This window comes from Actinoplanes sp. NPDC020271, assembly GCF_044388125.1.
Taxonomy (GTDB): domain Bacteria; phylum Actinomycetota; class Actinomycetes; order Mycobacteriales; family Micromonosporaceae; genus Actinoplanes.
The window spans coordinates 64835-89412 of record NZ_JBIRWQ010000013.1 but is presented as its reverse complement, the minus strand read 5'-3'; the positions used below and the strand labels follow the sequence as shown (position 1 = coordinate 89412).

The window sequence follows — 24578 nt, the reverse complement described above, 5'->3', positions numbered from 1 at the left end:
GAGCCCGGCCACACCGCAGCCCTCGGCCGGGCTCCGACACGACCTACGCCCGGCGCGGTGATGGTGGCAAGAGCATGGCGGTGACGCGGGTTGGCGGTCCCGGCCTGGTGCGAGCAGCCCAGGCCGGGGACCGTCACGCGCTGGACGAGCTCGTCACAGTGCATCTGCCGATGGTCTACACGATCGTCCGGCAGGCTCTTGACGGCGATCCGGACGTCGACGACGTCACGCAGGACATCATGCTGCGCGCGCTGCGGCAGCTGCGGTCGCTGCGCTCGCCGGACAGCTTCCGCCCGTGGCTGGCGGCGATCGCCCTGCGCCAGATCAGCACCCATCAGCATCGGCAGGACCGGGAGACGGCCCGGGTCGTGCCGCTCGACGACGCCCCGGAACTGCCGGACGCCGGGGCGCGCTTCGAGGGCCTCACCGACCTGCGCCTGGAGTTGTCGGCCCAGCGCCGTCAGGTGCGGCGGGCCGGCCGCTGGCTCGACCCGGACGACCGGATGCTGCTGTCGCTGTGGTGGCTGGAGGTGGCCGGTCGGCTGTCGCGCGCCGAGGTCGCCGAGGCGCTCGGCGTCACCGCGATCCATGCCGGCGTACGCATCCAGCGCATGCGCGGCCAGCTGGAGTTGAGCCGGGCGATCCAGGCCGCGCTGGACGCCCGGCCCCGCTGTCCCCAGCTCGACGCCGAGCTGACCGGCTGGTCCGGCACACCCGATCCACGATGGCGCAAACGCCTGGCCCGGCACGTGCGCGACTGTCCGGTCTGTGCCCGGGCCGCCGCCGATCTGCTGCCCACCGAGCGCCTGCTGCCCAGCCTGGTGCTGCTGCCGGTGCCGGTGGCGCTGACGGCGGCGGTGCTGGCCAAGAGCTCGGGCACCGGCGGGGTGGTGACGGCGCTGTCCTCCGCCTCGGCCGCGGTCGGCAAGGCCGGGGTGCTCGCGCAGTTGGCGGCGGCCCATCCGGTGGTGTCCGTGGTCGCCGCGGCGACGCTGATCGCCGGTGCCACCGCCGGCGCGGTGAGCCTGACCGGCCCGGAGACCCCACGCCCGGCAACGGTCGCGCAGACTCCGCAACCGGCCGCGCCGAGCGCGGTCGCGAGCGGGCCGGCTCCCGCGGTCGCGAGCGGGCCGGCCTCCGCCGCCGGGACCGGCCTCCTGCGCGCCGGACCGGTGTCGCTGGAGGCGGCCGACGCCACCGGGCGGTTCGTCACGGTGGCCGCCGACTACGGCCTGCTGACCCGGGTGGGGGCGGGTAACACGGTGACCGCCCGGCGGCAGGCCAGCTTCCGGGCGGTGGCCGGGTTGAACGACCCGCGGTGCTTCTCGTTCCGCGCGGCCGACGGCGGCTACCTGCGGCACTCGTCGTGGCGGTTGCGGCTCAGCCGGGACGAAGGGTCGAAGCTGTTCCGCGGCGACGCCACGTTCTGCCCGGGGCCGGGTCAGGCGGCCGGCTCGATCACTCTGGAATCGTCCAACTATCCGGGCTGGTTCCTGCGGCACCGCGGCGACGAACTCTGGGTCGACCAGTTCGACGGCACCTCCGGTTTCCGCGCCGACGGCTCATTTTTCGTGCGTCCGGCACTGGCCGACTGACACCGACCCCGGCCCGGCCGCGTACATAACAAAATTTTCCTTCCCAGAAATTGTTATAGCGAAGCGTTCCTGTTGGTCGGGCGGTTAAGGAATTGAAACACCTGAAACCGTCTGGCAATATCGCATCACGAATGTGAGCGCTCCCATAACGGAGGATCAGGCGATGAGAGCTGCCATTATCCGTGTGTTAGCCGCGTTTCTGAGTGCGGCCCTCGTCTTCACCGCCACTTCCGCGGCGGTTGCGGCGACGATCGACACGAGCGCCACGTACGTATTGGTCAACCGCAACAGCGGCAAGGCCCTGGACGTCCACAACCTGGCCACCACCGACGGCGCGAAGATCGTGCAGTGGGCCCGCAACGACGGGGCGCAGCAGCAGTGGCAGTTCGTGGACTCGGGCGGTGGTTACTACCGGCTGAGGTCCAAGTTGTCCGGCAAGGTGCTCGACGTCTCCGGCGCCTCGACCGCCGACGGTGGCGCGGTCGTCCAGTGGACCGACAACAACGCGTCCAACCAGCAGTTCAGCATCCAGGACGTGGACGGTTACGTCCAGCTGATCAACCGCAACAGCGGCAAGGCGGTCGAGGTGCAGGGCGCGTCGACCGCCGACGGTGGCGCGGTCGTGCAGTACAGCGACTGGAACGGCGCCAACCAGCAGTGGCAGCTCGTCAAGGTCGGCAGCGGCACGCCGTCCACCGGGACGTTCACCAACCCGGTGGTGTGGCAGGACTTCGCCGACGGCGACATCATCCGGGTCGGGGACGCCTACTACTACTCGGCGTCGACCATGCACTACTCGCCGGGCGCGCCGATCCTGCGGTCGTACGACCTGGTCAACTGGGAGTACGCGGGTCACTCGGTGCCGCGGCTGGACTTCGACTCGAACGCGTACGACCTCAACGGCGGCCGGGCCTACGTGAAGGGCATCTGGGCGTCGGCGTTGAACTACCGGCCCAGCGACAGCACCTACTACTGGCTGGGCTGCACCGAGTTCAACCGCACCTACGTCTACTCGGCGCCGGCGGTCGACAGCACGTGGTCGAAGCGGGCGCGGATCAACAAGTGCTACTACGACGCGGGGCTGCTCTTCGACGGCGACACCCCGTACGTCGCCTACGGCAACTCCACGATCAGCGTCGCCCAGCTCTCGTCCGACCTGACCTCGGAGGTGCGCTCGCAGACGGTCTACACCACGCCGTCGAGCATCGGCACGCTCGAGGGGTCCCGGATGTACAAGCGGGGCAACTACTACTACATCTGGGTGACCCGCCCGGCCAACGGTCAGTACGTGCTGCGCTCGACCAGCCCCTTCGGTCCGTACGAGCAGAAGCAGGTCCTTCTTGATCTTCCGGGGCCGATCTCGGGTGGCGGGGTGCCGCATCAGGGCGGCCTGGTCCAGACGCAGAACGGTGACTGGTGGTACATGGCGTTCACCGACGCCTACCCCGGCGGCCGGGTGCCGACGCTCGCGCCGATCACCTGGAGCAACGACTGGCCGATTCTGACCACTGTCGGCGGACGGTGGGGGAGCACGTACCCGAAGCCGAACATCACCACCTCGAAGACCGTCGCGTCGATGATCGGCCCGGACACGTTCACCGGCAGCACGCTCGGGCCGCGCTGGGAGTGGAACCACAACCCCGACACCAGCAAGTTCAGCGTCGGGAACGGGCTGCGGCTGTCCACCGCCACGGTGACGAACGACCTGTACAACGCCCGCAACACGCTCACTCACCGGATCCAGGGGCCGTCGTCGACCGCCACGATCGAACTCGACTACTCGCAGATGGCCAACGGTGACCGATCCGGATTGGCCATGCTGCGCGACTCGTCGGCCTGGATCGGCATCCGCAAGGACAACGGCACCACCCGCGTGTCGATGACCAACGGGCTGACCATGAACTCCAGCTGGGCCACGACCGGCACCGGCACCGAGGCCGCCGGCGCCAACGTCAGCGGCGGCAAGATCTGGCTGCGCGTGAGCGCCGACATCCGGCCCGGCTCCGGACGCACCGCCACGTTCTCCTACAGCACGAACGGCAGCACGTTCACCACGCTCGGCCCGGCGTTCACCCTCAACAACGCCTGGCAGTTCTTCATGGGCTACCGCTTCGGCCTCTTCAACTACGCCACTCAGGCCCTGGGCGGCGCGGTCACGGTCAACCGCTTCGACCTGACCACCCCCTGAATCACCTCCCCACCCCCACCCCCATCCCCGAGGAGACAGACATGAGAAGACCCGATTTCCCCGTACGGGGAACGGATGCGCGACCAGAGACGGCGGTGACGCGCCGCGGGTGGTGGCGCAGCGGCCTGGCCGCGCTGGCTCTGCTGACCGGCGTCGGCATCGCGGTGACCACCTCACCGGCGTCCGCGGCGACCGTCGACACCAGCGCCTCGTACATGCTGGTCAACCGCAACAGCGGCAAGGCCCTGGACGTCTACAACCTGGCCACCACCGACGGCGCGAAGATCGTCCAGTGGGCGCGCAACGACGGGGCGCAGCAGCAGTGGCAGTTCGTCGACTCCGGTGGCGGTTACTACCGGCTGAAGTCGAAGCTGTCCGGCAAGGTCCTCGACGTCTACAACCTGTCGACCGCCGACGGCGGCGCGATCGTGCAGTGGACCGACAACAACACCACCAACCAGCAGTTCAGCCTGCAGGACATCGACGGCTACATCCAGCTGATCAACCGCAACAGCGGCAAGGCCGTCGAGGTGCAGGGCGCGTCGACCGCCGACGGTGGCGCGATCGTGCAGTACAGCGACTGGAACGGCGCCAACCAGCAGTGGCAGCTGGTGAAGGTCGGTAGCGGCACGCCGAGCTCGCCGCCGCCGTCCGGCTCGTGCACGCTGCCGTCGACCTACCGCTGGTCGTCGACCGGCGCGCTGGCCACCCCGAAGTCGGGCTGGGTGTCGCTGAAGGACTTCACGGTCGTGCCCTACAACGGCAAGCACCTGGTCTACGCCACCACGCACGACACCGGCTCGGCCTGGGGATCGATGAACTTCACCCCGTTCACCAACTGGTCCGACATGGCGTCGGCGAGCCAGAACGGAATGAGCTCCGGCACGGTCGCGCCGACGCTGTTCTACTTCGCACCGAAGAACATCTGGGTGCTCACCTACCAGTGGGGCGGCAGCGCGTTCTCCTACCGCACCTCCAGTGACCCGACCAACGCCAACGGCTGGTCCGCGGCGCAGCCGCTGTTCACCGGGAGCATCTCCGGGTCGGGCACCGGGCCGATCGACCAGACGATCATCGGTGACGGCACGAACATGTACCTGTTCTTCGCCGGTGACAACGGCAAGATCTACCGGGCGAGCATGCCGATCGGGAACTTCCCCGGCAGCTTCGGCTCGTCCTACACCACGATCATGAGCGACACCACGAACAACCTGTTCGAGGCGCCGCAGGTCTACAAGGTGCAGGGCCAGAACCAGTACCTGATGATCGTCGAGGCGATCGGCAGCCAGGGTCGCTACTTCCGGTCGTTCACCGCGACCAGCCTCAACGGGTCGTGGACGCCGCAGGCGGCGACCGAGAGCAACCCGTTCGCGGGCAAGGCCAACAGCGGCGCGACCTGGACCAACGACATCAGCCACGGCGAGCTGATCCGCGCCACCGCCGACCAGACGATGACCGTCGACCCGTGCAACCTGCAGCTGCTCTACCAGGGCCGCTCGCCGAGCTCCGGCGGCGACTACGGGCTGCTGCCGTACCGGCCGGGTGTCCTCACCCTGCAGCGGTAGCTGATCCACCCCCGGTGGGCCGGCCCCCTTCCGGCCCACCGGGGACCTTCCCCTCCAGGAGCCAGCATGACCATCCCCATCAGCCGCCGACGCCTGCTGCAGGCCGCCGGGGCCGGCGCGGTCGCCGGCACCATCGGCGGCGTCGCCCGGGCCGACGCCGCGGCGATACCACCGGCCCGCCCGGACCTGGGCGTCTCGGCCTACCCCTTCGACCTCGGCCAGGTCCGGCTCACCGCCGGGCGATGGCTCGACAACCAGACCCGCACCCTCAACTACCTGCGGTTCGTCGACGTCGATCGGCTGCTCTACAACTTCCGGGCCAACCACGGCCGGTCCACCGGCGGCGCCACGGCCAACGGCGGCTGGGACGCGCCGAACTTCCCCTTCCGTACGCACATGCAGGGCCACTTCCTCACCGCGTGGGCCCAGGCGTGGGCGGCGCTCGGCGACGTCACCTGCCGGGACAAGGCGACCTACATGGTCGCGGAACTGGCCAAGTGCCAGGCGTCGAACGGTTACCTCTCCGGCTTCCCGGAGTCCGACTTCACCGCCCTGGAAGCGCGCACGCTGACCAACGGCAACGTGCCCTACTACTGCGTCCACAAGACGCTCGCCGGGCTCCTCGACGTGTGGCGGCTGATCGGCGACACCACCGCTCGCGACGTGCTGCTGCGCCTGGCCGGGTGGGCCGACACGAGAACCGCGCGACTGACCACCAGCCAGATGCAGGCGATGCTCGGTACGGAGTTCGGCGGCATGAACGAGGTGCTGGCCGACCTCTACCAGCAGACCGGGGAGACTCGGTGGCTGAGCGCGGCCCAGCGCTTCGACCACACCGCGGTGTTCACCCCGCTCGCCGCCGGCAGTGACCAGCTCAACGGGCTGCACGCCAACACCCAGGTGCCCAAGTGGGTCGGCGCGGTCCGCGAGTACAAGGCGACCGGGACGAGCCGCTACCGCGACATCGGGCTCAACGCCTGGAACATCACGACCGGCGCGCACACGTACGCGATCGGCGGCAACAGCCAGGCCGAGCACTTCCGCGCGCCGAACGCCGTCGCCGGGTACCTGACCAACGACACCTGCGAGCACTGCAACACGTACAACATGCTCAAACTCACCCGGGAGCTGTGGCTGACCGACCCGGGGCGCGCCGCCTACTTCGACTTCTACGAGCGGGCGCTGCTCAACCACCTGATCGGGGCGCAGAACCCGGCCGACAGCCACGGGCACATCACGTACTTCACGCCGTTGAAGGCCGGTGGCCGGCGCGGCGTCGGGCCGGCGTGGGGCGGTGGCACCTGGTCGACCGACTACAACAGCTTCTGGTGCTGTCAGGGCACCGGCGTCGAGACCAGCACGAAGCTGATGGACTCGATCTACTTCTTCAGCGGGACCACGCTGACGGTCAACCTGTTCACGCCGTCCGTGCTCAGCTGGGCCGAGCGGGGCATCACCGTCACCCAGTCCACGTCGTACCCGGTCGGTGACAGCACCTCGCTGACGCTGTCCGGCACGATGAGCGGGTCGTGGAGCATCCGGGTCCGCATCCCGGGCTGGACGTCGGGCGCGACCCTGGCGGTCAACGGCGTCGCGCAGAACGTCACGGCCACGCCCGGCAGCTACGCCACCGTCACCCGGGTCTGGGCCGCGGGCGACGTGCTGACCGTCCGGCTGCCGATGCGAGTGATCATGCAGCCGGCCGCCGACAACCCGCAGATCCAGGCCATCACGTACGGCCCGGTGGTGCTGGCCGGCAACTACGGCAGCACGACGTTGTCCGGCAATCCGTCGCTGACCGTCTCGTCGATCGCCCGGACCGGCACCGGGAGTCTGGCGTTCACCGCGACCGCCAACGGCGCCACCGTCGGCCTCGGGCCGTTCCACGACGCGCACGGCTTCAACTACGCCGTCTACTGGAACGCCGCCGGCGGGACCGGTGAGGCGACGTACAAGCTGGTCAACGCGGCCTCCGGACTGGTCCTCGGTATTCAGGACATGTCCACCGCCGACGGCGGGACGGCCGTCGTCTGGGGCGACACCGGCACCGCCGACCACCGGTGGGTGCAGGTCGCCGACGGCGGCGCCGTGCGGTTCCGCAACGTCAACAGCGGCAAGGTGCTCGGCGTCGAGAACATGGCGACCGGTGACAACGCGCGCGTCCTGCAGTGGGCCGACAACGGCACCGCCGACCACCGCTGGACGCTGATCGCCAACAGCGACGGCTCCTACCGCATCCGCAACGTCAACAGCGGCAAGGTGCTGGCCGTGCTGAACGCCTCGACTGCCTGGGGGACCCAGGTCGTCCAGGAGTCCGACAACGGCAGCGCCGACAACAACTGGCGTCTCGTCCGAGAGGAATGATCATGAAAAGATCCAGACTTCTGGTGTCGGCCGGCGTGGCCGTGCTGGCCTCGACGGCGGTCGTGGCGACGATGCCCGCCGACGCCGCCGCGGCCGGCTGCTCGGTGAACTACGCGGTGTCCTCGCAGTGGCAGGGTGGGTTCAACGCCGACGTGTCGATCACCAACCTGGGCGATGCCCTGTCCGGTTGGACACTGACCTGGGCGTACGGCAACGGGCAGACGGTGACGCAGGCGTGGAACGCGACGGTCACGCAGAGCGGGTCGGCGGTGACGGCGAAGAACGTCAGCTACAACGGCGCGGTCGCGACCGGCGGCACGGTGTCGTTCGGCTTCACCGGAGCGTGGAGCGGGGCCAACGCCGTACCGGCCAGTTTTGCTCTCAACGGGGTTGCCTGCACCGGAGGGACGGTGCCGTCCCCGTCCAGCCCGTCCCCGTCCAGCCCGTCCCCGTCCAGCCCGTCCCCGTCCAGCCCGTCCCCGTCCAGCCCGTCCCCGTCCTCGCCGTCGCCGTCCACCTCGCCCTCGACGCCGACGACGTGCACGCTGCCGTCGACCTACCGCTGGTCGTCGACCGGCGCGCTGGCCCAGCCGAAGAACGGGTGGGTGTCGCTGAAGGACTTCACCAACGTCGTCTACAACGGCAAACATCTGGTGTACGCGTCGAACGTCTCCGGCTCGGGCTACGGCTCGATGAACTTCGGGCTGTTCAGCGACTGGTCCCAGATGGGTTCGGCCAGCCAGAACGGGATGAGTCAGGGCACCGTGGCGCCGACCCTGTTCTACTTCGCGCCGAAGAACATCTGGGTGCTGGCCTACCAGTGGGGGCCGACCGCGTTCAGCTACAAGACATCGACCGACCCGACCAACGCCAACGGCTGGTCCGCGCCGCAGACGCTGTTCACCGGCTCGATCACCGGCTCCGGCACCGGCGTGATCGACCAGACGCTGATCGGTGACGGCACGAACATGTACCTGTTCTTCGCCGGTGACAACGGCAAGATCTATCGGGCGAGCATGCCGATCGGGAACTTCCCCGGCAGCTTCGGCTCGTCCTACACCACGGTCATGAGCGACTCGACGAACAACCTGTTCGAGGCGGTCGAGGTGTACAAGGTGCAGGGCCAGAACCAGTACCTGATGATCGTCGAGGCGATCGGCAGCCAGGGTCGTTACTTCCGGTCGTTCACCGCGACCAGCCTCAACGGGTCGTGGACGCCGCAGGCGGCGACCGAGAGCAACCCGTTCGCGGGCAAGGCCAACAGCGGCGCGACCTGGACCAACGACATCAGCCACGGTGACCTGGTCCGCACCAACCCGGACCAGACCAAGACCGTCGACCCGTGCAACCTGCAGCTGCTCTACCAGGGCAAGGACCCGAACGCCGGCGGGGCTTACGACCAGCTGCCGTGGCGGCCGGGTCTGCTCACCCTGCGGCGGTAACCCAAGACCCAACTCGGTGGGGAAAGTCGGCCCGGTGCGCATCCGGGGAAAGGCCAGCGCGCCGGGCCGACGCCTTTCCGGGTTTCTGTTATATCGACTGCTCGCCGATGGTCCATAGTCCGTAATTCTCGTAATTCTCTTCGAAACTTACGATAATGATTTGTCGGCCCGCGCATTGATGAGCGGGCATCTAGCTGGTCATTCGCTGGTGGGGCGATCTGATACTTCCGGAACTTTCCCGGAACTACTTGTTTCGGGAATGTTGCCGTGCCTAGCATCTGTCGCATTGAAGTCGGTCGTTCGACTTCTCCCCCCACGCGCGGCGGCCGTCCTCTGCCGTGCGTGCAGAACGGAGGCTCCACGTGGAAACCAGCTCCCCCGTCCCGCGCCGGGCATCACGCGCCCGGCTCCTGCTCGCCGGCACGGTGGCCGCCGTCACCGCGCTCGGCGCCGTGCTGGTGGCGTCCCAGGCCAGCGCCGCGGCCAGCACACTCGGCGCGGCCGCGGCCCAGTCCGGCCGCTACTTCGGTACCGCCATCGCCGCCAGCCGCCTCGGCGACTCGACGTACTCCACGATCGCCGGCCGTGAATTCAACATGATCACGGCCGAGAACGAGATGAAGCCGGACGCCACCGAACCCCAGCGGGGGCAGTTCAACTTCAGCTCCGGCGACCAGATCTACAACTGGGCCACCCAGCGCGGCCTCAAGGTCCGCGGACACACCCTGGCCTGGCACGCCCAGCAGCCCAGCTGGTGGGGCGGCCTCAGCGGCAGCAGCCTGCGGCAGGCCATGATCGACCACATCAACGGGGTGATGGCCCACTACAAGGGCAAACTCGCCGCGTGGGACGTGGTCAACGAGGCGTTCGCCGAGGACGGCAGCCGCCGCAACTCCAACCTGCAGGCCACCGGCAACGACTGGATCGAAGCCGCGTTCCGGGCCGCGCGCACCGCCGACCCGTCGGTCAAGCTCTGCTACAACGACTACAACATCGAGAACTGGTCGTACGGCAAGACGCAGGGCGTCTACAACATGATCCGCGACTTCAAGTCCCGCGGCGTGCCGATCGACTGCGTGGGCCTGCAGACCCACTTCACCGGCGGCAGCTCGCTGCCCGGCAACTTCCAGACCACGCTGCAGAACTTCGCCGCCCTCGGCGTGGACGTCGCGCTGACCGAGGTCGACGTCACCAACTCCTCCACCACGCAGTACGCCGGCCTGACCCAGGCCTGCCTCAACGTGCCCCGCTGCATCGGCATCACCGTGTGGGGCGTGCGGGACAGCGACTCGTGGCGGTCCAGCGAGAACCCGCTGCTGTTCGACGGCGGAGGCAACAAGAAGGCCGCGTACACCTCCGTCCTCAACGCCCTCAACAGCGCCGGGCCCGGCCCGTCCTCGCCGCCGCCGAGCGACGGCACCGGCTCGCCGTCCCCGTCGACCTCGGTCCCGGCCGGCAACGGCAACCGGATCGTCGGCGCCCAGTCCGGCCGGTGCATCGACGTGCCCAGCTCGTCGCAGAACAACGGCACCCGAGTCCAGCTCTACGACTGCAACGGGCAGAGCAACCAGACGTGGACGCTCACGTCGAGCAAGCAGCTCACCGTCTACGGCAGCCGGTGCCTGGACGCGGCCGGTTCCGGCAACGGCTCGGCCGTGCAGATCTACGCCTGCAACGGGCAGGCGAACCAGCAGTGGAACGTCAACAGCAACGGCACCATCACCGGAGTGCAGTCCGGACGCTGCCTGGACGTGTGGGGGACCGGCAACGGTCAGCAGGTCCAGATCTACGACTGCAGTGGACAGGCCAACCAGCGGTTCAGCCTGAACTGAGCCGCCGGCGGGGGTGAGAACCGGCCGGTCATCGGGGTCCGATACCCCGGTGGCCGGCCGGTTCGTTATGCGAGCCGGGTGGCGCCCGGAGCCACGGCCGCCGCTTCGGGTTGCCCGTGGCTAGGTGTGATGTCCAGCTAGGCGGTGGCGGTGCCGATCAGGGCGCCGACGGCGAAGGTCACCGCCATGGCCAGCGCGCCGCCGAGGACCAGCCGCAGGATGGCGCGGGCCGGGCGGGCGCCGCCGAGGCGGGCGCTCAGGTAGCCGGTGGCGGCCAGAGCGGCGATGACCACGAGGAACGTGACCGGGACGCGGGCGCCGGCCGGTGGGAGCAGGATCGCTGCCAGTGGAAGCAGGGAACCGGTGGTGAACGCGACCGCTGACGCGCCGGCCGCCTGCCACGGGTTGGTCAGCTCGTCGGGGGAGAGGTGCAGCTCGATGTCGGCGTGCGCGGCGAACGCGTCGTTGGCGGTCAGCTCCAGCGCCACCTGACGGGCGGTGGCCGAGGACAGGCCCTTCGCCTCGTACAGCTCGATGAGCTCTTCCAGCTCCTGTTCCGGGAATTCGGCCAGTTCCCGCCGTTCCTTGTCGAGCAGCGCCTTCTCGGTGTCGCGCTGGCTGCTGACCGACACGTATTCCCCGAGGGCCATCGACACCGCACCGGCGACGAGGCCGGCCAGACCGGCGGTCAGGATCGAGCCGGTGGACGTGGTGGCGCCGGCGACGCCGACGACCAGGCCGGCGGTGGAGACGATGCCGTCGTTAGCGCCGAGGACGCCGGCGCGCAACCAGTTGAGCCGGCCGGCCACGGTGTCGTCGTGCGGCTCGTACGGATGCGTGACCATGGAAGCGAACTATAGTCGCCGACCAGTTCGATTGAAGGTTCGAGGCACCGTGACGCAGGTGACTTCCGGTCAAGTCTCCACCGACGATTCAACGATACCGTTGAGGGAGTGAATATTCAGGACTTCGCCCGGCAAGCCGATGGACCGGGCATCTCGGCATTCCTGCGGGCGCTTCCCGAGCGGCCCCTGCTGCTCGGCCTCGGTGAGGCCCGGCACTTCGTGACCGAGCTCGGCGAGGTGCGCAACGCGATCTTCCGGCATCTGGTCGAGCACGAGGGGTTCCGGTCGATGGCGGTCGAGAGCGACTGCCTGCTGGGCCTGCTGGTCGACGACTATGTGACGAGCGGGGCGGGTGACCTCGACGACGTCATGGAACGGGGCTTCAGCCACGGGTTCGGGGCGGCGCCGGGCAACCGTGAGCTGGTGCGGTGGATGCGGGCGTACAACGAGGACCATGACGACAAGCTGCGGTTCTTCGGGTTCGACGGGCCATTGGAGTATTGGGCGGCGAGCCCGCGGCAGGCACTGACCGGGCTGTACGAGCTTCTCGACGGGCCGCTGCCCTGCACCCGGGAGACGCTCGACGCGCTGCTGGGGCCGGACGAACGCTGGTCGGACGAGGCCACGGTGATGGACCCGGCGCGATCGATCGGGCAGTCGGCGGACGCGCAACGACTGCGAGTGATCGCCGATGACCTGCTCTGTCTGCTGGACATGCAGGCGCCCGGGCTGAGCACGCGGGACAGGGAACGGGCGGAACTCCACGGGCGGACCGCGGTCGGGCTGCTCCGCTACCACCACTGGATGGCGGACACCTCGCCGGCGCGGATCTCGCGGCTCTCCGGGCAGCGGGACGCGATGATGGCGGACAACCTGCGGGCGGTCGCCGGGCACGGGCCGGCGCTGGTCTTCACCCACAACCTGCATCTGCAGCGGAATCGGAGCGTCATGTCGCTCGGCGAGCAGCGGGTGGAGATGTGGAGCGCGGGAGCGATTCTCACGGCGCGCCTCGGTGCCCGGTTCGCGTTCCTGGCCTCGGCGTTCGGCGTTGCCGGGAACGACGTGCCGCCGCCGGACACGGTGGAGGGTGTGCTCTCCGCGCTGCCGTGGGACGCCGCACTGGTCGATGCGCGTGGGCTGGCCGGATCGGTGCCACGGGTCTCCACGGACTTCGCCTACTTCCCGCTGGACCCGGCCCACCTCGACCTGATCGACGGAGTGCTCTTCCTCAGGGAAGCCAGTCACGTGCTCAAATAGCGCAGCACTGCGAGGAAACGGCGGTTGTCGGCCTCGTCCGGTGGCAGGCCCAGTTTGTCGAAGATGCTCACGACGTGCCTCTCCACGGTTCCGCCGGACACCACGAGCGCGTCGGCGATCCCGGCGTTCGACCTGCCCTCGGCCATCGGGGTGAGCACCTCGCTCTCCCACGCGGTGAGTGCGGCCAGACCGTCGGCGCGGCGGCTGGCGCGCAGCGGCTGGGCGACGACTGGATGAGGCCGGCCCCCTGATCGGCTGCCCGTCCGGAAGCGCGGGATGCTCGCACTTCCGGACGCTCCGCTTCGCCCGGGACATCGATGTCCTTGGCCTGTCCTGGCTGGCACAATGTCGCTCGTGAGCCGGACGGTGTTGCGGATCGTGCAGGTCAGCCTGGTCGCCGTCGGCAGCCTGGTGGTGATCCCGTACGCGGTCAACACGGACGCCCCGGCATGGCTGACGACGCACGTCACGGCGCTGCGCGTGCTGGCCCTCGGATGTCTCGTCCTGATCATCGTGCTGCAGGCTGCCGACGTGGTGAACGCGCCCGGCGAGGCCAAGATCTGGCTTGGTCCCCACCATCCGTACAACCGGGACATCGTCGTCCGGCGCGTGGACACGTATCTACGGCAACGTCAGGAGGGCCTTCTCTCCGAACGCATCCGCATCATGCTGGAGGAGCGTCCGGAAGCGGTCCGGCAACCCGTTCACCTCGTCGGGCGCATCCGCGGTGTCGAACACGAGATCTCCGGGAGCCGGCCGGTCGTTCAGGTGTTCGACGAGATGCTGGGCTCGATGCTGATTCTCGGAGCTCCCGGGGCCGGTAAGACGACCCAGCTGATCGACCTGGCCCAGCAGTTGCTGACTCGCGCGCAGGGCCGCCCCGAAGCGCCGGTCCCGGTCCTGTTCGACCTGTCGGACTGGGTGAACTCACGACCGTCCCGCTGGGCCGTTCGCCGCGACGGTCAGGAGACGCGCACCGTGCTGAACTGGCTGCTCGGTCAACTCCGGGAACGATACGGCTTCCACCGGCTGCTCGCGCGCCGCTGGCTGCGCGACAACGGCTTCGTGATCCTGCTGGACGGCCTCGACGAGGTTCCCGCCCGTCTCCGCGAGGCCTGTGTGGACCAGATCAACCGGATGCAACGCGACGCGCACGTCACCCAGATCGTGGTGTGCAGTCGCGAGATCGAGTACGACCAGCTGACGAGGCGCCTGAAGCTGGCCGGCGCGGTGCTGGTCCGGCCGCTCACCCGCGAGCAGGTCCTGGAGTACCTGGCCGCCACCAAACCCCGGCTCGCCGAGATCGCCGCGACACTCGACGAGGACGAGGCACTGTGGGAGCTGCTCACCACGCCACTGATGCTCAGCGTGATGATGCTCGCCCATTACCAGGGCCAGGACTGGCAGGCGGTGATCCTGCACGCCGACGCGGAGGAGAAACGGCGGCGCATCTTCAACGCGTACGTCGTCGAGGTTCTTGCCCGCCCCCGCACCCGGCAGGTGGCGCCGCCGGTGCAGACGCTGCAGACCTTGAAGGTGTTGTCCCAGCTGGCCGACCAGCGCGAATCCGGGATCCAGGTGGTTTTCCCGGCCCGGACGGATCTACGCTGGCTCCTGCCGTTCGAGGTCAGCGATCTGGTACGGGAGTGGCTCGTGCCACTGCCGTTCGCGGTCTGCCTGCTCGCTTGCGCCGCCGTTCTGGGCCGGCTCGGCGGGGTGGCGGCTGCCGCGGTCATGATCGTGCTCTGCACTGCGGTCCTGCTCCGGTTCCCGCAACGGCCCGGCCCGCAGACCGTGGACGATGACGGCGCGTCGATCACCCGGCTGGCGGTCTTCCTGGCCGTGGTCCTCGCCGGACTGGCCGGTCTCGTGCTCGGCGTGGACGCGCTCGGCTCGGGCTTCGACTCGGTGATCGTCCTGATCGTGCTGGTCCTGCTGCTGAGCGTCGTCGACATCGCCCTGCTGCTCACGTTCAGCGGGACGCACATGCTGCTCATCCTGCCGGTTTTTGTCCTGCTGTTCGTGGTGGCGATGACGACCGCGGCGGTCGGCGTCGACGAGGTCGCGGTCCGCAGCGCGGCGGCCGGGATGTTCTGCGTCGTGGGTGTGGTGTGCCTGATCGTCTCCGAGTCCACGCTGCGGCCGCCCTCCGGGCTCGCTCCCGCGCCCGCCCGGCTGAGCCTCGCGGTCGTCACGGTCGCCGAGGCGCTGATCGCGGTGGCGATCGCGGCGCTGACCTCCACGTCGCGGCCGGCCACCACGATTGCCCTGACGGGCTGGGCCGTCGGCGTCCTGTTCGGCTATCCGGTCGCCCTGGCCGTGGCGCGTTCCGTGCAGATACCTCTGGCGCGGGCGGCCGCCGCGATCCTGCGCCGGCCGGACCCGTGGAACACCGGTTTTCTCGCCTATGCAGCCGATCGCAGCCTGCTGATCAGAGCCGACTTCGGATACCGGTTCGTCCATCTGCTGATCCGCGACCACCTCGCCGAGATCGATCCGGAGAGGCTCGCCGAGGAGGTACGCCTGCGACGCCTCGAGATCGACCCGGTCTAGCGCAAACCGCGGAACCGGCCGGGCCGTTCGCCGAGGGGCAGCGGCACCGGCCGGCCGAGCCGGTCCGCACGGCTCAGCTCGGCCTGCACGCGGCGGCGTTCGCGCTGGGCCGGCGAGAGGAGTCGCTGCCGAACCTGCCGGCGCGGGCGCCGAGTCCCCCGGCGGAGCAAGTCCACGGTGTCTTCACCGCCGAGGGCGGGGCCTGGCCGCCGACCGCAGCGTCGTCCACCCGGACCGCTTGGCGCTGCACCTCACCCCGCGACGGCCGCGAAGCCGGATCGGTGAGCGGGACGGTCCGGGCCGTGGACGCTGCCGGGACTCAGGGCTGCTGTTGCTGCTGCTGGTTCTGACGCTCGCGGTCGGCGGCCATCTGCTCGAAGACCTGGTTGACCTTGGCCTGCTCCTCCTCCTGCATCGCCAGCAGGGTGGCGCGGTGCGCCTCGGTCAGGCGGGCCTGGTACATCAGCGCGCCGGTGACCAGAAGCAGCGGGATGCTCCAGGCGAGCGAGGCCTTCGAGTCCGAGTCGGTCAGTCCGCCGAGCACGAACAGGGCGGCCGGGATGGCGATGAACCAGCTGAGCCGCCGCACGCCGACGCGGCCGAGCGGGTTGCCGTAGTACCACATCACGGCGGACTTGAGCAGGCCGAAACCGAGCAGCGCGGGGATGCCGGCGAAGAACATGACGAGGAGCACGACGGCGATGCGGGCGCCGGTGCCGTCCGGCCCGTGCGTCCAGGCGAGGAACACCATCGCGCCCGCGACGACGAACGGCAGCAGGCTGTACGCCCCGGCGAGCTTGCCGCCGAGCTGGTCGTCCGCGGTCGGGACCTGGCCCGGCAGCGGCGCGCTCTGCCAGTCGGTGAACACCTGGCTGTGGTTGCGGAAGAAGACGGTCACCAGTGCGCCGGTCACCGCGCCCGCCGGGATCGCGATGGCGAAGCCGGTGAGGAAGTCACCGTCGAAGATCATGCCGATCCCGACGCACGTGAAGATGAAAGCGACGGCGAACAGAAAGCGTATCGGGCGGTAGATCAGCACGATGATAAATCTCCCCGTGATCGATGGTTGACGTGCGGTCCAGCACCATACACGGCGAGGCTGTGCCGGGCGGATCGGTGAACCGTTTTCAACCTGGCAACGGGCCCGAAGCGGCCGGGCCGCTGATCGCCGCCGGCACTACGGGCCCCGGCCACGTGGAAAAAGTTCAGTCAACCACGGGGTCGATCCCGGTAACGCGCGGCGAGTTGCGGTGACTGGTTGCCGAACGCGGCCAGGTCGGCGGCGAAGACCCGGTCGAGCAGGGCGGCGTCGTGCACCCCGGGCGCGATCACGGTCTCGCCGAGCGCGATCCCGGCCAGGGCACCGGTGACCACGTCGTCGGCGCTCATCCGGGGCAGCGCCGACAGGTCCATGCCCTGGACCTCGTGGAATTCGGTGGCGACGATGCCGGGGCAGAGCACGTGCGCGGTCACGCCGGTGCCGTCCAGTTCGGCCCGCAGCGTCTGGGCCATCGCGACGGTGCAGGCGAGGGTTCCGACGTAGACCGCGCGCTGCCCGGCCGGTGGGGCGGCGGGGGCCGGCCCGGAGAAGGCCAGCATCCCGGCCACGTTCACGATCGTCCCCGCACCGCGTTCGATCATTCCCGGTACGGCCGCCCGGCTCAGCAGCGTCGGCGCGGTCACCTTGACGTGCATGAGTTCGCGCGCTTTCTCCACCGGCAGCTCGGCGAACGGCATGTAGTGCGCGACGCCCGCGTTGTTGACCAGCAGATCCAGCGGGCGGGTGGCGGCGATCCCGGCCACGACCGCGACCCCGTCGCCGGTGGCGAGGTCAGCGGTGACGACGTCGACGGCGACTGCGGGCAGGGACGCGGCGAGCGCCTTCAGGCGGTCGGTGCGGCGGCCGACGACGACGAGGTCGTGGCCGGCCGCGGCGAGGCGCTCGGCGAAGGCTTTGCCGATGCCGGAGGACGCTCCGGTGACGAGGGCGAGTGACATGGTCGTTCTCCTGCGGGGTCGGTGGACGACGGGCGCGCGGCTCACGGCGTACCCCATCGCGGTTGTGCCTTCGATCGTGGTTGCCGGGCGGTGTGGCAGGCAGAGTCCCGCGTTTCCGGGGGACCGGCGGGGCCACCCGTCTTGTCCGATCAGGCGAAGAATGACACTGATCATGCTGAATCACTGGTACGGCGTGACACGGTAGCTGACAGTGAGGAGTGTGGAGGTGCTCCGATGGCGGGTGATCTGCGACGGCGGCCGCGTCCGGTCCGGGCCTCGCGGGGTGTGTCGCCGCTCAAGGTGACGGTCGCGGTGGTGGCCTCGGTCGTCGCGGTGATCGTGCTGTTCGCGGCCGGGATCGCGGCCGAGCAGTTCAACCGTGGGTTACCGGCCGCGGCGACGGCCACCACCAGCCCCGCGGCGAAGGCCGGGCCGGGGCTGGGCGACGCGGTGCGCGACGGCAAGCTGGAGTTCGTGGTCTCGCGGGTGGACTGCACGCACCGGACGGTCGGCGCCGAGCGTCTGACCCGGACCGCCGCGGGGAAGTACTGCGTGGTCAGCCTGTCGGTGCGCAACGTCGGCGACGGCGCGAAGTTCTTCGTCGGTCACGAGCAGAGGGCCTACGACGCGTCCGGCGCCGAGTATGCCGGTGACGAACTGGCCGGGGTCTACGCGAACCGCGGGACCGAGGCCTTCCTGCGCCGGCTCGAGCCGGGGGAGAGGGTGGCCGGCAAACTGGTCTTCGACATCCCGAAGAAGGCCGCCCTGACCACCCTCAAGGTTCACGACTCGCCGTTCTCGGGAGGAGCGGAGGTCATCCTCGCCCGGCGGTGAGCGACGCGGTGGCGCGCCGGCGCAGGTCATTGGCCTGAGTGGTGATCCACAAGCCGTAGGCGGCGGTGGCCGACGCGGTCCCGAGCGCGACGATGGCAGTGGCCGTGCCGACCGAGGTGTCGGTGAGCGCGAGCAGCAGGATGCCGGTCAGGCCGACCAGCGTGGTCCACGTCGCGAGCCAGTAGTCGACGGTCCGCTGGAAGATCGGCGCGAACGGGTAGAAGTGCAGGCCGACGATGAGCGCGATGGTGGGCACCACGTAGTCCTGCCGGCCGGTGGCGTTGAGGATGGTCGCCGCGACCGCGATCAGCAGGAATTCCGCGCCGAAGACAATGCCGAACCACATTCCCGTACGGCGGTGGAAGCGCTGATCCTCCTCGCTGAGCTCGTTGGGGAACGCCGTGCGCACGCGCAGCAACCGGATCGCGGTGGTCACGAAGTAGGCGGCGAGCAGCAGGCCGGCCACCCACAGTGTCGCGGCGACCGCGGTCGGCAGGAGCGGAAAGAGGTTGCCGAGCCAGAGGAGCGTGAAGAAGCTCATCAGGAACAGGCCGGACGTGACGCCGGAGAGGACGGGCCGGGGTGGGAGCGACATGTAGGGCAACGTAACAATCACGGTCACGCGGCCGGTGAGTGGTCACCGGCCGCGTGACCGTTTCGGTGCGTCAGGCCCCGGGGCGGGACACGTCACCGCGCCAGGCGCCGGTCTCGCCGCCACGGCTCTCGATGAACTCCTTGAATCGCTTGGCGTCGGCCTTCACCTGGTGACTGTCGACCCCGACGGCGCTGCCGACGTTCTCGACGAAGCCCTCCGGCTCCCAGTCCAGCTGGATGGTCACCCGGGTCTCGCTGTCGGCGAGCCGGTGGAACGTGACGACACCGGCGTGCTTGGTGTCACCACCGGTGCTGCGCCACGCGACCCGCTCGTCCGGGTGCTGCTCGGTGATCTCCGCGTCGAACTCCCGGGTCTGCCCGGCCACCTTGGTCACCCAGTGGGTGTGCGTCGCGTCGGTCTGGGTGATCGACTCGACGCCGTCCATGAACCGCGGGAAGTCCTCGAACTGCGTCCACTGGTTGTAGGCGGTGCCGATCGGCACGTTCACGTCCACGGACTCGGTCACGGTGCTCATGTTCTTCTCCTTCGTTCGTGGTGACCTCCGACTACCCGCGAGGAGAGAGTCCAAACAAGTTGCGTCGATTAGCGCGTCGATTTGATTCGTGGCAGGGTGGTTCCCGTGGAATCGGTCTGGGACTACCCGCGCCCCCCGCGGCTCGAACGCACCACCGCCCGGGTGACGATCACGCACGCCGGGACGGTGATCGTCGACAGCGATCACTGCTGGCGTGTCCTCGAGACGTCGCACCCGCCGGTCTACTACGTGCCCCGCGCCGACATCGCGGCCGGAGTGCTTCAGCGGGCCGCGGGCCGGTCGTACTGCGAGTTCAAGGGCGACGCCACCTACTGGGACGTGGTGGTCGGTGACGTCCGGGTGCCGCGGGCCGGCTGGTCCTACGAGAGCCCCACCCCGGAATACCGGGAGATCACCGGGGCTGTCGCCTTCTACCCGAGCCGGGTCGACGAGTGCCGGGTCGGCGGTGAGCTCGTCCAGCCGCAGGAGGGCGACTTCTACGGTGGCTGGATCACCGCCGGGATCGTCGGCCCGTTCAAGGGCGGACCCGGCACGCTCGGCTGGTGACCGCGCTGCTCAGGGCACGAACACCAGCCGGTCGCCGATGGCCGCGGTCCACGCCTGCGTGATGTCGGCGAGCGGGACCGCCCGCGGCCGGACGTCGATCCTGCCCTCGGACACCGCCGCCGCCAGCTGCGGCAACTCGGTGATGAAGTCGCGCGCCGGCACCGAACCGATGCCGCTGCCGACGATCTGCAGCCGGGCCGACCGCAGCGCCGCCGACGGGAGCGGCGCGACCGGGCCGGCCATCGACCCGATCTGGACCCAGGTCAGCGGGGCGGAACGGTCCGCGCGGGCGGTCAGCATCGGGATCATCGCGCCGGCCGCCGGCTCACCCCACACGTAGTCGAGGACCACGTCGACGTCCGCGGCCCGCTCGATCTCGTCGAACGTGCACGTGATGTCGGCGCCGAGCGCGGTCAGTTCCCCCAGCCGGGTCCGGTCGCGCCCGGCCGCGATCACCTGCGCGGCGCCGAACAGCTTCGCGATCTGGACCGCCATCCGGCCGGCGTTACCGGTCGCACCGATGACCAGCACGCGCTGCCCCGCGGTGAAGCCGATCCGGCGGCGCAGCGCCACCCACGAGGACATTCCCGGGTTCATCGCCGCGGCGATCCGGACCGGGTCGATGCCGTCGGGCAGAAGAACGCTTCGGCGTACGTCGATGACGGTGCGCTCGGCGAACGTCCCGAACTTCGTGTCGTCGAGCACGGCGTAGCGCAACTTCCCATCCGGGTCGCGAACCACGCCGTCCACGCCGGGGACCAGCGGAAACACTCCGTCACTGCTGTAGTGCGAACCGGTGGCCTTCGCCCGGGTCAGGTGGTGCAGGCCGGCCGCGAGCACCTCGACGGCCATCTCGTTGCTGTCGGCGGCGACCGGCTCCGGGTGCTCGCGGTAGGCCGGCGGGGTGTCGGACGAGGACAGGACTGCGGCGTGCATGGGGACCTCCGGGTTTTGGTTGGCATTCCCAACTACTTCGAGAATGGTTGGTAATCCCAACTATGTCAACTACGATTCCGGCATGAGTTCCGACGACTCCATGACCGCGCTCGTCGACGAGTTGGTCCGCCACGCATTCCAGGTGACCGCCGTGCTGACCCGCATCGGCGCCGAGAACGACTTGTCCCTGACCCAGCTGCGGGTGCTCGGCATCCTGCGCGACCGGCGCCCCCGGGTGACCGAACTCGCGGGCTATCTCGGGCTGGACAAGTCGACGCTGTCCGGGCTGATCGACCGCGCCGAACGCCGCGGACTGCTGGGGCGGGAGAAGAGCCCGGACGACGGCCGCGCGGTCGAGGTGTTCCTGACCCCGGCCGGGCACGAACTGGTGGAGCTGCTGTACCCGGAGGTTCACCGCGTCCTGGTTCCGGCGCTCGAACGGCTGGCGGGCGACGAACGGGCTCAGCTCCTCGATCTGCTGGTCAAGCTCGGGTGAGGCATCCCGCGATGCCCTTCTCCACCGGGCCGTCGTGCGCTGAGTGAGTCGTCTCACCGCACGTGACAGTTCACCTCGACGCCGGTGAGGCCGGCCTCCGGCACGACGACCACGCCCTCTGTACGGCGGATCGCGCCGGCGTTCCCGGCCGGTGTCCCGGTGACCTCGTAGCGCCCGGCCGGAACGGTCACGCTGAAGCCGCCGTCCGCTGTCACCTCGGCCGTCGTCGCGACACCGTCGGCCGACCGGAACAGCGAGGACGCCCGCCGGTTCCCTCCGACCGCCGCGAACCACCGCTGCGAGCACGAACTCGGCTACGGCGTGAACGGAAAGATGTCGCACCCGGTTGTTACCTTCCAGCGATGCCGATCGACGTGACTGCGGGCGGGACATTCGACGCGGAGGCGACCATGCGCCTGGTGGCCGGGAGCGTCCGGACCATGCAGCAGCGCTACAACAACCACACCGTCTCGCCCGCCGAGCTGCGGCAATACGTCCGGCACGCGGCGATGGTGTGCGGCTGGGCGCCGGCCGAGACGGGGAAAGCGCTGCTCGCCGCGCTCGTCGACCCCGCCGGGCCCGATGAGACGGTGCCGATCCAGCGTGGCGTGAGCGCCGAGGTCGTCCAGCTGACCGAGCAGCTCACCGCCGCCGTGGCCACGCTCGAGGGCGACGCCGCCGACCACGACCAGCGGGTGGAAGCGGCCGAGACCGCCGCGACGTTCCAGAGCACCGGCATCATCGGCAGCGCCTACTACCCCGAGGAGAAACAGTGGTGGGCGGCGGCGAGAAGCATCCGCGAACTGGCCGGTGAGCTGTTGCGCGCCCAGCCGCTGGACGTGCGGCAGACCCTGTTCGACCGGTGGACGGCCATCGAAGCGAAGCCGCACCTCGACCCGAGACGCAGCCTGATCGGCGCCATGGTGGCCGGCGGCGGCGTCGACGGGCGCGGCTGGCTCGACCGGCTCGGCGCCTGCTACCTGCAGCCGAGCGGCGACTGGACCGAGCAGATCATCCGGGCCGAGCACGGCGCCGGCCGCCCGCATCCGTTGGCGCTCGCCACGTGGCGGCGCATGCAGGTCGAGGACGGTAAGGCCGACACCGGCAGCGACCTGTGGCCGGTCCCGAACCCCGGCGAGCCGTGGGCCGACCGTGCCGTCGCGGACGTTGAAGCCACTGCCGGCGCGCGCCGGTCCGCCTGGCAGGCGTTGCTCGCTCACTGCGTACCGGGAAAGGATCAAGCTCGACCCGCGGCGGCCTGGCGCCGGCAGGCCGGTTCTCTGCTCGACGCGGTCGGCGCCGACGAGTTCGCCACGGTGTGCGACGGCTGGCTCGGCCTGGTCGGCGCGCCCCGCAGCGGCCCCGGCCGCCTGCCCGACCGCTACAACGTGCGGCTGCTCTCCGGCCTGCTCTGGGTGCGCGCGATGTGTCCGCCGTCCGAGGACTACCTGCGGAATCTCGGCCAGATCGTGGAACGGGCCACCCGCAAGATCTCCGGCCACGGCCCGGCCAGCCCCAAGCTTGCCAACGCGGCGGTGCTGGCGCTGCTCGACACCGACCGTCCGGCCGCTGTCGCGCAGCTCGCCCGGCTCGCGTCGCGGCTGACCTACAAGAGCACGTTGCGCCTGGTCGAGAAGGGTCTCGACGAGCGCGCGACAGCCCTCGGCATCGCCCGCGAGGACGTCGAGGAGATGGCCCTGCCGGGGTATGGTCTGCCGCTCGGCGACGACACCTACTCGGTCGAGATCCGCGGCACCACCGCCGTTCTGACCTGGCACGACGCGGACCGCAAGGACGAGCTGAAGGAACTCACCGCGACGGTCAAGGACATCAGCGCCACCCTGGTCGCCACCCGCGACCGGCTCGACACCCTGCTCCGCCGCGACCGCGTGTGGACGGTCGAGCAGTGGCGCGAGCGGTTCCTCGACCATCCGCTCGCCCGCACGCTGGCCCGCCGCCTGATCTGGACCGTCGACGGCGTCGCCTGCGGCTGGGCCGATGATGCGCTGCGCGGTCCCGACGACACCGTCATCGAGATCAAAGACGATTTCCTGGTACGTCTGTGGCACCCGGCCGTCGCGGATCCGGCCACGGTCGCCGCGTGGCGTGCGTTCCTGGCCCGGCACGGCATCACGCAGCCGTTCAAGCAGGCCCACCGCGAGCAGTACCTGCTCACCGAAGCGGAACGCGCCACCGGCACGTACTCGAACCGGTTCGCCGCCCACATCGTCCGCCAGCACCACCTGAACGCGCTGCTGTCCCGGCGCGGCTGGTCCTACCGGCAGCATCGCAACGACGGCGCCTCGTACGAACCGCCCCGCCTCGCCCTCCCCGGCTGGGACCTGCGAGCCGAACTGAGCATCGCCGGCATCGACGATCGCGGTGACGGCGTGTTCGACACCATGGCCACCGACCAGTTGCGTTTCCTCGCCCCGGACGGCAGACCCCTGCCCCTGGTCGAGGTCCCGCCCGTCGTCCTCAGCGAAGTGATGCGCGACGTCGACCTGTTCGTCGCCGTCGCCGGCGTGGGCAGCGACCCCAACTGGTACGACGGCGGTCCGCAGGGCCGGCACCGCGAATACTGGGCGCGCCACAGTTTCGGCGCCCTCACCCCACCCGGCGAAACCCGCCGCGAAGTCCTGGCGGCGCTGATCCCGGCCCTCACGATCGCCGACCGGTGCACCCTCACCGACAGATTCCTCGAAGTCCGCGGCGACCTGCACACCTACCGCATCCACTGCGGGTCGGGCAACATCCTGATCGCCCCGCAGGACCGCTACCTGTGCATCATCCCGGCGTCAGCGAAACGCCCCGCGGAGCAGGACCTGTTCATGCCGTTCGAGGGCGACGGCCGCCTCGCCGAGATCATCGGCAAGGCGCTGCTGCTGGCCGCCGACAAGAAGATCAAGGACCCGGTAATCCTCCACCAGTTGTGAATCACAGCCCCGGGCCGGTCGACGCCTTTGATCGAGGTTC

At 69.8% G+C, this 24578-nt stretch carries 20 protein-coding genes; 12 read left to right on the top strand and 8 right to left on the bottom strand.

Going from position 1 to position 24578, the window contains the following annotated elements; genetic code table 11:
• Window positions 1-74: 74 nt before the first annotated feature.
• From ACH442_RS26775 to ACH442_RS26750, 6 genes are all read left to right on the top strand, one after another.
• Window positions 75-1595 (top strand): sigma-70 family RNA polymerase sigma factor, encoded by a 1521-nt coding sequence (locus tag ACH442_RS26775; RefSeq protein ID WP_396340860.1) that lies wholly within the window; start codon window positions 75-77, stop codon window positions 1593-1595.
• A 163-nt stretch (window positions 1596-1758) separates the two neighbouring features.
• Window positions 1759-3783 carry an RICIN domain-containing protein gene (locus tag ACH442_RS26770; protein WP_396340859.1) on the top strand — a complete coding sequence of 675 codons (2025 nt, stop codon included), beginning with the start codon at window positions 1759-1761 and terminating at the stop codon, window positions 3781-3783.
• Window positions 3784-3824: 41 nt separating this feature from the next.
• Window positions 3825-5348 (top strand): non-reducing end alpha-L-arabinofuranosidase family hydrolase, encoded by a 1524-nt coding sequence (locus tag ACH442_RS26765; protein ID WP_396340858.1) that lies wholly within the window; start codon window positions 3825-3827, stop codon window positions 5346-5348.
• A 66-nt stretch (window positions 5349-5414) separates the two neighbouring features.
• Window positions 5415-7712, top strand: coding sequence for a beta-L-arabinofuranosidase domain-containing protein (locus ACH442_RS26760; protein WP_396340857.1), 2298 nt, complete (start codon window positions 5415-5417; stop codon window positions 7710-7712).
• Window positions 7709-9154: a non-reducing end alpha-L-arabinofuranosidase family hydrolase gene (locus ACH442_RS26755; protein ID WP_396340856.1), complete on the top strand. Its 1446-nt coding sequence runs from the start codon at window positions 7709-7711 to the stop codon at window positions 9152-9154. The genes ACH442_RS26760 and ACH442_RS26755 overlap by 4 nt, the downstream gene beginning before the upstream one ends.
• A gap of 362 nt (window positions 9155-9516) precedes the next feature.
• The gene (locus ACH442_RS26750) at window positions 9517-10986 is read left to right on the top strand and encodes an endo-1,4-beta-xylanase (protein ID WP_396340855.1); all 1470 of its coding nucleotides are present in this window, start codon (window positions 9517-9519) and stop codon (window positions 10984-10986) included.
• Between the two features lie 137 nt (window positions 10987-11123).
• On the opposite strand, the gene ACH442_RS26745 is transcribed toward ACH442_RS26750, so the two are convergent.
• Window positions 11124-11831: a VIT family protein gene (locus ACH442_RS26745; protein ID WP_396340854.1), complete on the bottom strand. Its 708-nt coding sequence runs from the start codon at window positions 11829-11831 to the stop codon at window positions 11124-11126.
• A 108-nt stretch (window positions 11832-11939) separates the two neighbouring features.
• Here ACH442_RS26745 and ACH442_RS26740 point away from each other — a divergent pair, with 108 nt between their 5' ends.
• Window positions 11940-13088 carry an erythromycin esterase family protein gene (locus ACH442_RS26740; protein WP_396340853.1) on the top strand — a complete coding sequence of 383 codons (1149 nt, stop codon included), beginning with the start codon at window positions 11940-11942 and terminating at the stop codon, window positions 13086-13088.
• Here ACH442_RS26740 and ACH442_RS26735 read toward each other — a convergent pair.
• Window positions 13073-13432 (bottom strand): response regulator transcription factor, encoded by a 360-nt coding sequence (locus ACH442_RS26735; RefSeq protein ID WP_396340852.1) that lies wholly within the window; start codon window positions 13430-13432, stop codon window positions 13073-13075. The genes ACH442_RS26740 and ACH442_RS26735 overlap by 16 nt on opposite strands.
• 10 nt (window positions 13433-13442) lie before the next feature.
• Between ACH442_RS26735 and ACH442_RS26730 the strand changes: the two genes are divergently transcribed.
• Window positions 13443-15641: an NACHT domain-containing protein gene (locus tag ACH442_RS26730; RefSeq protein ID WP_396340851.1), complete on the top strand. Its 2199-nt coding sequence runs from the start codon at window positions 13443-13445 to the stop codon at window positions 15639-15641.
• 319 nt (window positions 15642-15960) lie between these two features.
• Here ACH442_RS26730 and ACH442_RS26725 read toward each other — a convergent pair whose 3' ends face one another.
• Window positions 15961-16680, bottom strand: a complete 720-nt coding sequence (locus ACH442_RS26725; protein ID WP_396340850.1) for a hypothetical protein — start codon at window positions 16678-16680, stop codon at window positions 15961-15963.
• A gap of 170 nt (window positions 16681-16850) precedes the next feature.
• On the bottom strand, window positions 16851-17639 hold the full coding sequence (locus tag ACH442_RS26720; protein WP_396340849.1) for an SDR family NAD(P)-dependent oxidoreductase: 789 nt from the start codon (window positions 17637-17639) through the stop codon (window positions 16851-16853).
• A gap of 234 nt (window positions 17640-17873) precedes the next feature.
• On the opposite strand from ACH442_RS26720, the gene ACH442_RS26715 reads away from it, so the two are divergent.
• The gene (locus ACH442_RS26715; RefSeq protein WP_396340848.1) at window positions 17874-18473 is read left to right on the top strand and encodes a DUF4352 domain-containing protein; all 600 of its coding nucleotides are present in this window, start codon (window positions 17874-17876) and stop codon (window positions 18471-18473) included.
• Here ACH442_RS26715 and ACH442_RS26710 read toward each other — a convergent pair.
• Together ACH442_RS26710 and ACH442_RS26705 are read right to left on the bottom strand one after the other, a co-directional pair.
• Entirely contained in the window at window positions 18454-19068 is a 615-nt protein-coding gene (locus ACH442_RS26710) for a hypothetical protein (protein WP_396340847.1), read from the bottom strand. The genes ACH442_RS26715 and ACH442_RS26710 overlap by 20 nt on opposite strands.
• Before the next feature lie 70 nt (window positions 19069-19138).
• On the bottom strand, window positions 19139-19603 hold the full coding sequence (locus ACH442_RS26705) for an SRPBCC family protein (RefSeq protein WP_396340846.1): 465 nt from the start codon (window positions 19601-19603) through the stop codon (window positions 19139-19141).
• Between the two features lie 105 nt (window positions 19604-19708).
• Here ACH442_RS26705 and ACH442_RS26700 point away from each other — a divergent pair, with 105 nt between their 5' ends.
• Window positions 19709-20170: a DUF427 domain-containing protein gene (locus ACH442_RS26700; protein WP_396340845.1), complete on the top strand. Its 462-nt coding sequence runs from the start codon at window positions 19709-19711 to the stop codon at window positions 20168-20170.
• A gap of 9 nt (window positions 20171-20179) precedes the next feature.
• Here the strand turns inward: ACH442_RS26700 and ACH442_RS26695 are convergent, their stop codons facing one another.
• Complete coding sequence (locus ACH442_RS26695) at window positions 20180-21106, bottom strand: zinc-binding alcohol dehydrogenase family protein (RefSeq protein ID WP_396340844.1); 927 nt, start codon at window positions 21104-21106, stop codon at window positions 20180-20182.
• 82 nt (window positions 21107-21188) lie between these two features.
• Between ACH442_RS26695 and ACH442_RS26690 the strand changes: the two genes are divergently transcribed.
• Window positions 21189-21602: a MarR family winged helix-turn-helix transcriptional regulator gene (locus ACH442_RS26690; RefSeq protein WP_396340843.1), complete on the top strand. Its 414-nt coding sequence runs from the start codon at window positions 21189-21191 to the stop codon at window positions 21600-21602.
• Window positions 21603-21655: 53 nt separating this feature from the next.
• Here ACH442_RS26690 and ACH442_RS26685 read toward each other — a convergent pair whose 3' ends face one another.
• Window positions 21656-21817 (bottom strand): hypothetical protein, encoded by a 162-nt coding sequence (locus ACH442_RS26685; RefSeq protein ID WP_396340842.1) that lies wholly within the window; start codon window positions 21815-21817, stop codon window positions 21656-21658.
• Between the two features lie 147 nt (window positions 21818-21964).
• On the opposite strand from ACH442_RS26685, the gene ACH442_RS26680 reads away from it, so the two are divergent.
• On the top strand, window positions 21965-24538 hold the full coding sequence (locus ACH442_RS26680; protein ID WP_396340841.1) for a DUF4132 domain-containing protein: 2574 nt from the start codon (window positions 21965-21967) through the stop codon (window positions 24536-24538).
• Window positions 24539-24578: the final 40 nt, after the last annotated feature.

Excerpts from the sequence above, each read along its gene's own strand:
- ACH442_RS26775 (WP_396340860.1), top strand. The coding sequence starts at position 75 with ATGGCGGTGACGCGGGTTGGCGGTCCCGGCCTGGTGCGAGCAGCCCAG.
- ACH442_RS26770 (WP_396340859.1), top strand. The coding sequence starts at position 1,759 with ATGAGAGCTGCCATTATCCGTGTGTTAGCCGCGTTTCTGAGTGCGGCC.
- ACH442_RS26765 (WP_396340858.1), top strand. The coding sequence starts at position 3,825 with ATGAGAAGACCCGATTTCCCCGTACGGGGAACGGATGCGCGACCAGAG.
- ACH442_RS26760 (WP_396340857.1), top strand. The coding sequence starts at position 5,415 with ATGACCATCCCCATCAGCCGCCGACGCCTGCTGCAGGCCGCCGGGGCC.
- ACH442_RS26755 (WP_396340856.1), top strand. The coding sequence starts at position 7,709 with ATGATCATGAAAAGATCCAGACTTCTGGTGTCGGCCGGCGTGGCCGTG.
- ACH442_RS26745 (WP_396340854.1), bottom strand. The coding sequence starts at position 11,831 with ATGGTCACGCATCCGTACGAGCCGCACGACGACACCGTGGCCGGCCGG.
- ACH442_RS26720 (WP_396340849.1), bottom strand. The coding sequence starts at position 17,639 with ATGTCACTCGCCCTCGTCACCGGAGCGTCCTCCGGCATCGGCAAAGCC.
- ACH442_RS26715 (WP_396340848.1), top strand. The coding sequence starts at position 17,874 with ATGGCGGGTGATCTGCGACGGCGGCCGCGTCCGGTCCGGGCCTCGCGG.
- ACH442_RS26710 (WP_396340847.1), bottom strand. The coding sequence starts at position 19,068 with ATGTCGCTCCCACCCCGGCCCGTCCTCTCCGGCGTCACGTCCGGCCTG.
- ACH442_RS26705 (WP_396340846.1), bottom strand. The coding sequence starts at position 19,603 with ATGAGCACCGTGACCGAGTCCGTGGACGTGAACGTGCCGATCGGCACC.
- ACH442_RS26695 (WP_396340844.1), bottom strand. The coding sequence starts at position 21,106 with ATGCACGCCGCAGTCCTGTCCTCGTCCGACACCCCGCCGGCCTACCGC.
- ACH442_RS26690 (WP_396340843.1), top strand. The coding sequence starts at position 21,189 with ATGAGTTCCGACGACTCCATGACCGCGCTCGTCGACGAGTTGGTCCGC.
- ACH442_RS26680 (WP_396340841.1), top strand. The coding sequence starts at position 21,965 with ATGCCGATCGACGTGACTGCGGGCGGGACATTCGACGCGGAGGCGACC.